The following is an 11948-nucleotide window of genomic DNA, read 5'->3' as shown; positions in this document are numbered from 1 at the left end:
GATGCGCCGGATACTGATCGCCGCGATCGTTGCCGCGCCGCTGTTGACCGCCGGAACCGAGGCCGCCGCTCGCGCGGCCGCGCCGGGTCCGGCGCGGCCGAACATCGTCTATATCATGTCGGACGACCACGCCTATCAGGCGATCTCGGCCTATGGGTCGGCGGTATCGAACCTGGCGCCGACGCCGAACATCGACCGGATCGCGCGGAACGGCGCGATCTTTACCAACAGCTTTGTCGGCAATTCGCTGTGCGGCCCCAGCCGCGCGACGCTGCTCACCGGCCGCCAAAGCCATGCTCATGGCTTTCGGCAGAATGGCGCGACCTTTGACAACAACGCCTGGGTATGGCCGCGCGCGCTGTCAGAGGCGGGTTATACGACCGCGATGTTCGGCAAATGGCACATCAACTATTCACCCGCCGGGATCGGCTTCGACGACTGGAAAGTGCTCGACGACCAGGGCGAATATTATAACCCCGACATCATCACGCCCAAGGGACGCAGCGTCGTCGAGGGCTATGCGACCGACCTCATCACCGAATATAGCCTCGACTGGCTGAAAAACAGGCGCGACAAAAGCAAACCGTTCGCGATCCTGATCCATCACAAGGCGCCGCACCGCAATTTCATGCCGGCGCTGCGCCATGTGCAGAAATATCAGGGCGTCAGCTTTCCCCTGCCCGCCAATTATTTCGACGATTATCGCGGCCGCAAGGCGGCGGCGGCGCAGGAAATGAACATCTATCGCGACATGTATGAGGGTCACGACCTCAAGATGACGGTCGCGGCAGGATCGCCGCAGCTGCGCTACAACCGCTGGCCCGGCGCCTTCGACCGCATGACGCATCGGCAGCAGGCCGAATGGGACGCGCTGATGCAGCCCGACAACGACCGGATGAACGCCGCGAAGCTGACCGGCCCGGACATGGCGCGCTGGAAATACCAGCGTTACATGCAGCAATATCTTGGCACCGTCGCAGCGGTCGACGAGGGGGTCGGCGCGGTGCTCGACTATCTGGAGGACAGCGGTCTCGATCGCAACACGATCGTCGTTTATACATCAGACCAAGGCTTTTACCTCGGCGAACATGGCTGGTTCGACAAGCGCTTCATCTATGAAGAATCGATGCGGACGCCCTTTCTGATCCAGTATCCGGGGCATATCCGCCCCGGCTCGCGCGTCGCCGCGCCGATCCAGAATATCGACTACGCCCCCACCTTCCTCGACTTCGCCGGGGTAAAAGGTGCGGACACGATCCAGGGCCGGTCGCTACGCGCGCTGTTCGGCGCCCGCCCGCCGGCCGACTGGCGCAAAGACGTCTATTATCATTATTACGAATATCCGGGCTTTCACGCGGTGCGCGCGCATTATGGGGTGCGCGGCGAGCGGTACAAACTCGTGCGCTTTTACGGCGCCGACGTCGACGAATGGGAGCTTTACGATCTGAAAACCGACCCGGGCGAAATGCACAATCGGATCGCGGATCCGGCGATGGGGAGGGTAATTACGGCGCTGAAGACGCGATTAATTGCGCTGCGCCGCCAATATGGCGACGACACCGGACCCGCTATCGCCCTGACTAATCTGCGGCAGCGTCGGCCTGCTCGATCGTGAACCGGCTATTTTCGATCTGCAATTGGTCGCCGCAATGGCTGCACGCGACCAGCATATGGAGATCGTGGCCGCAACTGCGATGGGTGAGCAGGACCGGCGGCCCGCGCTCGTCCGAAAACCAGCGGTCGCCCCATTGCAGCAACGCGAGCAGCACCGGATAAAGATCGCGGCCCTTAGCCGTCAGCCGATATTCGAACCGGTCGCTGCGGTCGGAATAAGGAACCGCCCGAATGATGCCCTGCCGGATCAGGCGCTCCAGACGGCCGGTCAGGATATTGGTCGCCATCAGCGTATCGCGCTGAATGTCGTCGAAACGGTTGATCCGCGTGAACATCGCGCGGACGACCAGCGTCGCCCAGCGGTCGCCGAACAATTCGATCATCGTGTCGACCAGCGGCCGCCCGCCGGGGCGCCGGGTGCCGACGTCGCCGTTGAAGCGGCGGCGTTCATAATGCGGGACGACCTGCGCCAGCCCCGGTCCCTCGCGCCAGTCGACATCGCGCGGATCAATCTCGCCGCGGCAATGCGCGCAGGTCGGCACCGGCTCGGTCGCGTGGCCGCAGCTCGCATGGTGCAGCCGGACCTGGAAATCGCGGCTGTCCGCCTCCCACTTATGCTGCCAGCGCAGCATCATCAGGCCGTTGGGAAACTGGTCGCGGCCCTTTTGGGTGAGCATATAGTGAAAGCCGCGGCCGCCCTTGCGCGGTACCTTGGCCAGGCAATCTTCCTCGACCAGTTTTTTCAGCCGCCCGTTGACCACCGAGCGCGCCAGCCCGGTGCGCGCGACAAATTCGTCAAAGCTGTGGATGCCGAGCAAGGCCTGTTCCATCAGCAACAGCACCGGCACATCGCCGACGACGTCGAGCGCGCGCCAGATCGAACAGGCCCTGATGGTGCGGTCGTGTTTCAAGCCCAAGCCATTTCTTGCTCCCCCGCCGCCCTACCCCAGCGACCTGGCATCGACAAGGCAGCGGGCGGGAGAGGGAGCGGTGCCCACGCCCCCTCGTCCCTGGGGAGAGCCGGTCAGAAACGCATCATCAAAAGCGCCCGGTCAATTGCACCGCAATCGTGCGCGGGCGATCGACAATGCCGTTATACGCATTGCCCGCGTTGCGGGTGATCGTTGTCGCCAGCGGCATCGCGCTGCCGGTTTGAAGGATGCGCTGGTTGGTCAGGTTGCGCCCGATCAGCGCCACTTCCCAGCGATTGTCGATCTCGGCCAGCGCCAGCCGCGCGCCAAGCTTCACATAGCCGTCCTGCTTCGTGCGCGGATCGAGGTTCGCCGCCGCGATATAGGAGGAGGAGAAGTCGGCGTTGATGTTGAACGCAACCTTCATGTTGCTGCTGACCGGGGTGGTGTAATCGACGTTGAGATTGCCCGACCATTTCGGCGACAACGCGTTGCGTAGCCCGGTATAATCGCAGAACCCGCCCGGCCCCGGGGTTTGCAGATAAAAGCATTGGCCCGAGGTGAAATTGGTGAATTTGAAGTCGAGATAGGCGACCGCGCCGCTGACCGTCAGCCCGTCGGCGATCGCGGCGCGGAAATCGGCCTCGACCCCCTGTGTGCGTGCGCCGGCGGCGTTGCGGACGTTGAAGTTCAGCGTGCCGTCAAAGATGTTGACCTGCAAATCTTTGTAGGTGGTGCGATAGAGCGACAGGTTGAACGCAACATTGCGGCCCTTGTACTTCAGCCCTGCCTCATAATTGTCGGCGCTTTCATCCTCGAACTGAAACGCCCCGGGGCGTGCGACGGTGGTCGATCCGGGCAGCGAGTTGGAGCGGATGTCGAAACCGCCCGCCTTGGTCCCGCGCGCGAACGAGGCGTAGAGCATCAGATCATCGGTCGCGTCGAACTGGACATTGACCATCGGGTTGAAGCTGTCCTCGCTGAGTTTGCCTGAAATGCTGTGCGCCTCGATATTGAGCGCGCGGAAGGTGCCCGCGACAACCAGCGGATTGAAGGTGTTGAGCGGCCCCTGGACGATCCGCAGGTCGCGGCTGCCGCTTTTCTTCTCATGGTTGAAGCGCGCGCCCGCGGTGATGCGGAACCGGTCGCTGACCGCCAGCTCGCCCTGCGCAAAAACCGAGATCAGGTCCGATTTCTGCGAATAGACGCGGTCGTTGCGGGTGTCGCCCAGCGCGTTGAACGGCGGACCCAGCGCGAGGAAGGTCGAGTTGAACAACACCTGATCGTCGACGTCCAGCTTGGCGTTCTGATAATAGGCGCCCGCAATGTAGTTGAAGGTCTCGCCGCCGGGCGATGCCAGCCGCAACTCCTGCGAAAACTGCCGGTAATCTTCCTGCAAATTGGTGCCGTCGAGGAAACTGATCCCCGAAAAATCGACATCGACGATCTCGCGCGTCTTGTAATCGAGCAACGATGAAACCGAAGTCAGCGTATGCTCGCCGATCTCCAGATCGGCGTTCAGCGTTGCGCCGAACACCTTGTTGCGGCTTTGATAGCCATTGTCTTCGCGGACATAATCGGGATTGGTGCTGACGAAGAACGGCCCCTGGAACACGGTGTTGTAATTACCGACCGCACCGAACACGTCGCGCGGCTGGCCCTTGGCTTCAAAGTCGGCATATTCGACCTTCAGCTCGACCGCGAGCGGGCCGCCGCGATCGAACTCAAGCTTGCCGCGGATATATTTCTCATCGACGTTCGGCTCATCACGGTCGAGCTTCTGGTTATAGAAATAACCGTCCATCTTGCGATAATAGCCGACGACGCGCGCCTCGACGCCTTCGCTCAGCGGCCCCGACAAGACACCGGTCAGCTGCAATTCCTTGTGATTGAATTCATAGAGGCCGCTCACCGACCCTTCAAATTCGTCGGTCGGGCTGCGCGTCGTGATGTTCACCGCACCGGCAATCGCATTTTTGCCGAACAGGGTCGGCTGCGGCCCGCGCAGCACCTCGACACGCTCCATGTCGACCAGCGGCAAGCGCGACAGCTGGTCGCGGCCGTAATAGACGCCATCGACGAACATCGCGACCGACTGTTCAAAGCCCTTGTTGTCGCCCGACGCGATGCCGCGGATCGCGATGCGGTTGGCGATCGCGGTCTGGGTGATTTTCAGGTTCGGGACCGACGATGAAATCTGTTCGAGGTTGGTCTGGCCGTAATTTTCGACCTGCTTGCCGCTGATCGCCGAGATCGAGATCGGCACGTCCGACAGACCCTCGGCACGTTTTTGCGCGGTGACGATGATTTCCTCGAGCCCGCCCTGATCCTCAGCGGGCGCGGCGTCCTGCGCGAAGGCGGCGGCGGGGCTGGCGAGCGCCGAAACGGCGAGCAGCGCGGCGAATTGCTTTTTCATGATATGTCTCCCTCCCACCATCGTCGGGTTCGCCCCGCGATGTTTTTCTGGCCTTGCGACTCATATCGTCTTTAAGTATCGTTATGCAAGTCAGATAATTTGGGAGAGCGTAAACGTGCCGAAAAACGGCCTTCCACCCGCGCTGACGCGCAATTTGCGGTTGCCCGCGATCGCCGCGCCGATGTTCCTTGTCTCGGGACCGGAGATGGTGATCGCCGCATCGCGCGCGGGCGTGATCGGCAGCTTCCCTGCCCCCAACGCGCGGACCTCGGCCGACCTTGAGGATTGGGTCAGCCGAATCGATGCGGCACTGTCGCACGATCCCGACGCCGCGGCATGGGCGGTCAATCTGGTCGTCCATCCGTCGAACAGCCGGTTGCCCGAAGACCTCGCCTGCGTCGTGCGCCACAAGGTGCCGCTGGTCATCACCGCGCTCGGCAGCCCGGCGCGCGTGGTCGAGGAGATCCACGCCTACGGCGGATTGGTGTTCGCCGATGTCAATTCGGTCGGCTTTGCCCGCAAGGCCGCCGCCGCCGGGGTCGACGGCCTCGTACTCGTCGCCGCGGGCGCGGGCGGGCATACCGGCGCGACCGCGGGCTTCGCATTCGTCGAGGAGGTGCGGCAGTTCTGGGACGGGCCGCTGGTGCTCGGCGGCGCGATCTCGACCGGCCACGCGGTGCGCGCGGCAGAGATTTTGGGCGCCGACTTCGCCTATCTCGGCACGTCGCTGATCGCCTGCGCCGAGAGCATGGCGGTTCCGGGGTACAAGGAGATGGTCGTCGCCGCGGGCGCCGAGGACATCGTGCCGTCGAAGGGCATCACCGGGGTGACCGCCAACTGGCTGAAATCTAGCCTGATCACCGCCGGATACGACCCCGCAAATATGCCCGAGGACAAGCGTCCGAATTTCTCGGACGCGCAGGACGACGCGAAGGCGTGGAAGAATGTCTGGTCCGCCGGGCAAGGCGTCGGCGCCGTTCGCGGTATCGAGCCTGTTGCCACCATCGTCGACCGCCTTGTTTCCGAATATGATGCCGCCGCCGTGAGGCCGCGCTTTGCTGCCGCCGAAGGAGTCCCCGCATGACCGCCGAACTCGTCGACACGATCCGGACCACGATCCAGCCGAACGACCATCCCTATATGAAGGACGCGTGGCGCCCGACCTATAATGAGTGGAACGCGATCTTCGCCAATGGCGATGCCGAGGTGATCGGCACGATCCCTGACGACATCGACGGCGTCTATGTGCGCACCGGCGAGAATCAGATCCACGAACCGATCGGCCGTTACCACCCCTTCGACGGCGATGGCTTCATCCACGCGATTTCTTTCAAGGACGGTGGAGCAAGCTATCGCAGTCGTTTCGTGCGCACCAAGGGATTCGAGGCCGAGAAGGAAGCCGGCCGTTCGCTGTGGGCGGGGTTGATGGAACCGCCGCACAAATCGTCGCGCCACGGCTGGGGTGCGCAGGAATGGCTCAAGGATTCATCGTCGACCGACGTTGCGATCCATGCGGGGAAGATCATCTCGACCTTCTATCAGTGCGGCGAGGCGTACCGGCTCGACCCGTTCACGCTCGAACAGTTCGGCACCGAAAGCTGGGTGCCGCTCGACGGCATTTCGGCGCATTGCAAGGTCGACCTCGCGACCGGAGAATTGATGTTTTTCAATTACTCGAAGCACGCACCTTACATGCACTATGGCGTCGTCGGCGCGGACAATAAGCTCAAACATTATATCCCGATCCCGCTCGCCGGGCCGCGCCTGCCGCACGATATGGCGTTCACGAAGAATTACACGATCCTCAACGACATGCCGCTCTATTGGAACGAGGAATTGCTTGAGCGGAACCTGCACGTCGTCCAGTTCCATCCCGACGAAAAGACGCGCTTTGCGATCATCCCGCGCCACGGCCAACCCGAAGACATCCGCTGGTTTACGGCCGAGCCGACCTATACGCTGCACTGGCTCAACGCGTGGGAGGAAGGCGACGAGATCATCCTCGACGGCTATTATCAGGAAGAGCCGATGCCGAAGTCCTATCCCAATGCCCCCGAGGGCTTGGAGCGGATGATGGCCTATCTCGATCAGGGGCTGCTCAAGCCGCGGCTCCATCGCTGGCGCTTCAACCTGAAGACCGGCGCGACGGTCGAAGAACGGCTCGACGACCGCGACCTCGAATTCGGCATGTTCAACCACCGCTATGCGGGCAAGCCGTACCGCTACGCCTATAGCGCGATCCCCGAGCCGGGCTGGTTCCTGTTCCGCGGGCTGGTCAAGCACGACCTCGAAAACCGCACGAGCGAAGCATATGAATTCGGCCCCGGCCGCTTCGGCAGCGAGGCCCCCTTCGCGCCGCGCATCGATGCGAAGGACGAGGACGATGGCTATCTCGTCTCCTTCATCGCCGACCTCGAAACCGATCGCTCCGAATGTGTCTTGATCGACGCTAAGAATGTCGCGGCAGGGCCGGTGTGCCGGATCATCCTGCCCGAACGCATCTGTTCGGGCACGCACACGGTCTGGGCGAGCGGCGACGATATCGGGATGGGCGACAACAGCGTGCTGGCCGCCTGAGATGATCGCGGCGGGCGAGGACAAAAGACGGCAGCATCGGGCCAGCGGTTGGTGGGGCGATCAAACCTTCGCCGACCTGTTCGCGGCCAATGCAGCGGCGCATCCCGAGCGGATCGCGCTGGTCGACGCGCCGAATCGCGGCGACTTCGCGTTCGGCGAGCCGCAGCGGCTGGATTATACCGAGCTCGCGGCGGAGATCGACCGGCTCGCGGGCGCGCTAGTCACCGCCGGGATCGGCAAGGACGATGTGCTGCTGGTCCAGCTTCCCAATATCAGCGAGTTCGTCGCGCTCTATTTCGCGGCGGCGAAGATCGGTGCGATCGTCAGCCCCGCCGCGGTGCAATATCGTAGCCACGAGCTGAGAGGCATGTTTGGCGTCGTTCAGCCCAAGGCCTTCGTCTGCGCGACGACGGTCAAGGGGTGCGACCATGTCGGCGTCGCACAGCCGTTGCTGGGCGGCATCGCGCTCATGACCTTCGGCCCCGATGCGCCCGCGAACGCGCTCGATCTCTCGACCGCCGAGGGCGACGCCGAAGCGCTCGCGGCGCATGTCGCGGCGAATCCGGTCGATGCCGACGATATCTTCACCATCTGCTGGACCTCGGGCACCACCGGCGTGCCCAAGGGCGTGCCGCGGAGCCACAATCATTGGATCGCGGTCGCGGGCGCGGGGTATGAGGCGATGAAGGTCGGGCCGGGCGATGTGCTGCTCAACCCCTTCCCGCTCATCAACATGGCGAGCATCGGCGGCATCACCATGTGCTGGCTGACCAGTGCGGGGACGATGGTGCTGCACCATCCGTTCGACGCCGGCGTGTACCTGAAACAGGTCGCGACCGAACGGCCGAGCCTGACCATCGCGCCGCCCGCGGTGCTCAACATGCTGTTGCAGAATGAGGCGTTGCTCGCGTCGGTGGACCTGTCCAGTCTGCGCGTCATCGCCTCGGGATCGGCACCGCTCGCGCCCGCTATGGTGCGCGGGTTTCAGGAAAAGCTCGGGATCATCATCGTCAACGTCTTCGGGTCGAACGAGGGGATGAGCTTCATCACCGGCGAAGGCGACATGCCCGACCCCGACAAACGCGCGAGCCTGTTCCCGCGTCGCGGGCAGTATCAGCGCCCCTATGGCGAGGGACGCGCGCCCAATATCGAAAGCCGCCTCGTCCCGCCCGGCGGCGGCGATGCGATCGAGGTGGACGGCGTTTCGGGCGAATTGCAGATCCGCGGGCCGACCTTGTTCGAGGGCTATCACAACGCCCCCGAGCGCACCGCCGAAGCCTTTACCGACGATGGCTGGTTCCGCACCGGCGATCTGTTCGAGATCGCCGAAGGCAGCGATTTCTACCGCTTCGTCGGCCGCTGCAAGGACCTGATCATCCGCGGCGGGGTGAACATTTCGCCCGAGGAAATCGACCAGTTGCTCGGCGGGCACCCGTTGCTCGCCGAGGCGTGCACCTTCTCGCTGCCCGACCCGACGATGGGCGAGCGCATCGGCCTCGCCTACGTCCCGCGCGGTGACAACGACGTCGGCTTGCCCGAGGTCACCGACTATCTGCGCGGCCACGATCTCGCGGTATTCAAACTGCCCGAGCGATTGTTCCGCTTTGACGCCTTGCCGCGCAACGTCACCAACAAGGTGATGCGCAGCGAAGTGCGCGAATTGGCGCTCGCCACTCTCGAAAAGGAAGCCTGACATGGCGAAAGACGTCTTCATCCTCGGCGGCGCGCAGAGCGATTTCGCGCGCAACATGGAACGCGAGGGCGGCGGGCTGTTCGAGCTGTTCCGCGACGTCGCCGAAGCAGCTTTCGTCGCGACCGGAATCGAGCCGAAAGAGGTCGAAACCGCGCATGTCGGCAATTTCGTTGGCGAATTGTTCGCGGGGCAAGGCCAGCTCGGCGGCTTCTTCGGCCATGTCCACCCCGACCTCGCGGGCATTCCGGCGTCGCGCCACGAGGCAGCTTGCGCGTCGGGCAGCATCGCGATCCTCGCCGCTGCGGCCGAGATCGAGGCCGAACGCTACGGTCTCGCGCTGGTGCTCGGGATCGAGCTGATGCGCAACGTTCCCGGCCAGCGCGCCGCCGAATATCTGGGCGCCGCGGCCTGGGCGGGCCGCGAGGCGCAGGAGGCGCGCTATCTGTGGCCATGGATGTTCGCGCGGGTTGCCGAGGAATATGACGAGCGCTTCGGGCTCGACCGTGCGCATCTGCGCGGCATTTCGGCGAATAATTTCGCCAATGCCAAGAAGAACCCGAACTCGCAGACGCGCGGCTGGGCGGTCACTGACGATCATCTGGGTGAGAACGACGAGCATAATCCGCTGATCGAAGGTAGCCTGCGCAAGTCCGATTGCGGGCAGGTTACCGACGGCGCGGCGGCGATCTTCCTCGCGTCGCGCGAGGTGGCGGAGGCCTATGCCAAGCGGCGCGGCATTTCGATCGACAGCATCCCGCGCATCAAGGGCTGGGGCCATTCGACCGCACCCCTGCTCTACTCGACCAAGGTCGCGGGCAGTCGCGGCGAGTCCTATGTCTTCCCGAGCGTGCGCAAGGCGATGATGGACGCGCTGCGCCGCGCCGAAATGCCCGATGTCTATGCGTGCGACGGGGTCGAGGTGCATGATTGTTTCTCGATCACCGAATATATGGCGATCGACCATTTCGGGATCACGCCGCCGGGCGAAAGCTGGCGTGCGGTCGAGGACGGCACGATCGCGCTGGGCGGCAAGCTGCCGGTCAACCCGTCGGGCGGGCTGATCGGGCTCGGTCACCCCGTCGGGGCGACGGGGGTGCGGATGATGCTCGACAGCTGGCGGCAAGTCACCGGCAATGCGGGCGACTATCAGGTCGAGGGCGCGAAGAATTTCGCGACGTTCAATGTCGGGGGCAGCGCGACGACCGCGGTCAGCTTCGTCGTCGGCGTCTGATCTTTTGAACGTTTATCTTTATGACGCCGTGCGCACCCCGCGCGGCAAGGCGCGGCCCGACGGCGGGCTAGCGGGGCTGAGCCCGCAGGAACTGGTCCGCCAGCAGGCGGCGGCGCTTGTCGCACGCTGCGGGGACGTGGCGCGAAACCCCGATGCGCTGCTGCTCGGCTGTGTCACCCAAGTCGGCGCGCAGGGCGGGCATATCGCGATGCTCTCGAAGCTGCATGCGGGATTGCCCAACATCACGGCGGCGCACAGCATCAACAATTATTGCGCCTCGGGGCTGTCGGCGATCGGTCAGGCGGTCGCGAAGGTTGCGAGCGGTGAAGCGACGCATATCCTCGCGGGCGGCGTCGAGTCGATGAGCCAGAGCCCGTTCCTCGGCGACCGGGCGGCTTTCTATGGCAACAACGAGCTGCCACCCCGTGCGCGTTTCGTCCCGCCGGTGCTCGCAGCCGACCGTCTGGCAAACGCCGAGGGCATCACCCGCGCCGACCTCGACGCCGTCGCCCTCGCCTCGCAGCAAAAGGCAGGGACCGCGGAAAGCGACACCGCCCTCCAGAAATCGCGGATAGCAACCGGAGCGCTCGACGGCGAAGAGTGCATCCGGCCCCGGACAAGCGCCGAATCGCTCGCCGCCGCGCCGCCCGCGTTCGGCACGTTGCAGCAGGAATATGCCGGCGCGCTCGACGGTGCGACCTTCGAACCGCTGCACAGCATCGCCCACGCTCCGCCGATCTGCGACGGAGCGGGGTTGGCGCTGATCGGCGCCGCCGGGCTTGCCCCCCCTCCCCGCGCGCGCGTTGTTGCCTTTGCGGAGAGCGGCGGCGATCCCGCAGCGTCGCTGACCGCCGGTTTCGCCGCGATGGACAAGGTGCTGACGCGCGCCGGGCTGACGCTCGCCGACCTCGACCGGATCGAGTTTATGGAAGCCTTCGCCGTCACCATCGCCAAATTCCTGCGCGACCGCGACCCCGATCCGGCGCGCGTCAATGTAAGCGGCGGCCATCTGGCCAAAGGCCACCCGATGGGGGCCAGCGGCGCGATCCTGACCTCGACTCTGCTCGACGCGCTAGACGCGTGCGGCGGGAAATACGGGCTCGTGGTGCTGACCGGCGCTATGGGAGTCGGCGCCGCGATGATCGTCGAGCGCCAATAAAGCCGATTGCGCAAAACCGCCATTCCGCTATGGGCGGCGCGTGCGGGGCTTGCCCCGCGCATGATCGCGCCGGTGCCCGAAAGGGCTTAAAATGGGAACGCGGTAACGGGGTTCGTCCTGAACCCCTGAAGCCGAGGCTGTCCCTGCAACTGTAAGCGGCGAGCAAGATGCACTGATCCGGATTTGCGGATCAGCCACTGGGGCAACCTGGGAAGGCGTGCATCAAGCCCTGACCCGCGAGCCAGGAGACCTGCCGGCGTGGGTCGCTCACTGCCAAGGCCCAGGGAAAGGCCGCGGCACGGACACATCCGTCGAGCGACGACCAAGCGGCTGGAGCCGCTTCGGTG

Annotated in this window: 8 protein-coding genes and 1 riboswitch; of the genes, 6 read left to right on the top strand and 2 right to left on the bottom strand. The window is 64.3% G+C overall.

Features of this window, described 5'->3' with window-relative positions; translation table 11 throughout:
- Position 1: 1 nt before the first annotated feature.
- A complete protein-coding gene (locus tag ACTIFP_RS06460; protein WP_439567901.1) occupies positions 2-1615 on the top strand; it encodes a sulfatase family protein in 1614 nt (537 codons plus the stop codon).
- Here the strand turns inward: ACTIFP_RS06460 and ACTIFP_RS06455 are convergent.
- Both ACTIFP_RS06455 and ACTIFP_RS06450 read right to left on the bottom strand, forming a co-directional pair.
- Entirely contained in the window at positions 1581-2531 is a 951-nt protein-coding gene (locus tag ACTIFP_RS06455) for a winged helix-turn-helix transcriptional regulator (protein ID WP_439567900.1), read from the bottom strand. The two genes, ACTIFP_RS06460 and ACTIFP_RS06455, sit on opposite strands and share 35 nt — an antisense overlap.
- Before the next feature lie 121 nt (positions 2532-2652).
- On the bottom strand, positions 2653-4941 hold the full coding sequence (locus tag ACTIFP_RS06450; protein ID WP_439567899.1) for a TonB-dependent receptor: 2289 nt from the start codon (positions 4939-4941) through the stop codon (positions 2653-2655).
- Positions 4942-5056: 115 nt separating this feature from the next.
- Here ACTIFP_RS06450 and ACTIFP_RS06445 point away from each other — a divergent pair, with 115 nt between their 5' ends.
- Genes ACTIFP_RS06445 through ACTIFP_RS06425 form a run of 5 tightly spaced genes read left to right on the top strand, consistent with a single transcriptional unit; the run spans position 5057 to position 11601 of the window.
- Positions 5057-6025, top strand: coding sequence for an NAD(P)H-dependent flavin oxidoreductase (locus ACTIFP_RS06445; protein WP_439567898.1), 969 nt, complete (start codon positions 5057-5059; stop codon positions 6023-6025).
- Entirely contained in the window at positions 6022-7518 is a 1497-nt protein-coding gene (locus tag ACTIFP_RS06440; protein WP_439567897.1) for a carotenoid oxygenase family protein, read from the top strand. Before ACTIFP_RS06445 ends, ACTIFP_RS06440 begins: the two co-directional genes overlap by 4 nt.
- A gap of 1 nt (position 7519) precedes the next feature.
- Positions 7520-9211, top strand: a complete 1692-nt coding sequence (locus ACTIFP_RS06435) for a class I adenylate-forming enzyme family protein (protein WP_439567896.1) — start codon at positions 7520-7522, stop codon at positions 9209-9211.
- Position 9212: 1 nt separating this feature from the next.
- Positions 9213-10442: an acetyl-CoA acetyltransferase gene (locus tag ACTIFP_RS06430; RefSeq protein ID WP_439567895.1), complete on the top strand. Its 1230-nt coding sequence runs from the start codon at positions 9213-9215 to the stop codon at positions 10440-10442.
- 4 nt (positions 10443-10446) lie between these two features.
- Positions 10447-11601, top strand: a complete 1155-nt coding sequence (locus ACTIFP_RS06425) for an acetyl-CoA C-acyltransferase (RefSeq protein ID WP_439567894.1) — start codon at positions 10447-10449, stop codon at positions 11599-11601.
- Between the two features lie 53 nt (positions 11602-11654).
- Positions 11655-11873, top strand: a riboswitch (cobalamin riboswitch).
- Positions 11874-11948: the final 75 nt, after the last annotated feature.

Origin of the sequence: Sphingopyxis sp., from assembly GCF_051861155.1 — a bacterium.
Lineage (GTDB): Bacteria > Pseudomonadota > Alphaproteobacteria > Sphingomonadales > Sphingomonadaceae > Sphingopyxis.
The sequence above is the reverse complement of the archived record's forward strand: the minus strand, read 5'-3'. Positions and strand labels throughout refer to the sequence as shown.